General features: G+C 48.2%; 2 protein-coding genes. Both read right to left on the bottom strand.

The features are described 5' to 3' along the window. Positions 1–83: 83 nt before the first annotated feature. Positions 84–797 carry an ABC transporter ATP-binding protein gene (locus tag R7O13_RS24310; protein ID WP_318304861.1) on the bottom strand — a complete coding sequence of 238 codons (714 nt, stop codon included), beginning with the start codon at positions 795–797 and terminating at the stop codon, positions 84–86. Then, positions 797–1,194: ABC transporter permease (locus tag R7O13_RS24305; RefSeq protein ID WP_318304860.1), on the bottom strand; the 398-nt coding region annotated here is incomplete at its 5' end. The genes R7O13_RS24310 and R7O13_RS24305, both read right to left, overlap by 1 nt.

Raw genomic sequence — 1,194 nt, 5'->3', positions numbered from 1 at the left:
AGCTGAAAAAGCCAAGCAAGGAAAGGCTTAATGCCTGACTAACCACCACCATCCATGGCGGAGAAAAACGAATGTGTAAGCCGCTACGCATGAAACTTCTCTGCCGTGCTACCGATGTTGGCGAAATCTCTCGCGAGGCGTCCGTCTTCAAAAACAATAATACGATGGGCTCGTTTGATGACCCTCGGGTCGTGAGTCGAGAAAATAAATGTCGTGCCCTCTTGTTCGCTCAGTTGCTCCATGATGTCGAGTAACTCCGAAGTACTCTTTGCGTCTAAGTTGGCGGTCGGTTCATCTGCCATGACAAAGCGAGGCTTAGGTGCAAGTGCCCGTGCGACAGCGACTCTCTGTTGCTGACCACCCGACATTTTGCTCGGACGCTTGTGCATCTGCTGAGCTAAACCAACTTGATCAAGGAGAGACATGGCACGCTCTCGGCATTCTCGTTCCGTTTTGCCTTGTAACTGCATCACAAACTCGACGTTTTCCAACGCGGTCAAAACAGGAAGAAGACTGTAGTCTTGGAAGATAAAACCAATATTGTCTCGTCTATAGGCGATCAGCTCTTTCTCCGACATCTCTGTAATTAAATATCCATCGATTTCAACACTGCCTGACGTTGGAGCATCAATGCCGCCAAGCATATTGAGCAATGTTGTTTTGCCCGAGCCAGAAGGTCCCATGATGGCGACAAACTCTCCTTGTTTTATTTCCAAATCAACGTGTTGTACCGCATGCACAGGGAAATCGCTGTCTGGATTATAAGTTTTCGTCAGTCGCTCAAGTTTAATTGTCATCAGGTCTTCTCCCCCATGGCATCAGCCGGTCGATGCTTGAGAATTTGTCGTGCGGGATACAGAGCCGCAAACAGACTGGCCATAAAAATCGCCACAATGATCATTTGATATTCGTAAAACGAAACACGGGGATAAAGCAGAGTATCGACGCCGTATGCACCTAAACCATCGGCCAGCCCTCCAAGCGACAATCCCGTCACACTGAGAAGCTTTATCATGGCAGCGCTGCCAAATAACCCTAAAGCACATCCCGTCAAACCAAGGAACATGGTTTCTAACGTGATCAAAATACGAATTTTGTGTTGCTGCATGCCCACTGCCATCAGCACGCCGAATTCTCTGGTTCGTTCAAACACCGACATAAGCATGATATTGATGATGCCAAGCGTCATAGCCA

The sequence above is a fragment of the Vibrio sp. Y176 genome (assembly GCF_033438945.1).
Note: the sequence above shows the minus strand (reverse complement) of the source record. Positions and strands in the feature narration are given on the sequence as shown.

Bases quoted from the DNA above. Each gene is read 5' to 3' on its own strand.
- R7O13_RS24310 (WP_318304861.1), bottom strand. From the start codon at position 797: ATGACAATTAAACTTGAGCGACTGACGAAAACTTATAATCCAGACAGC.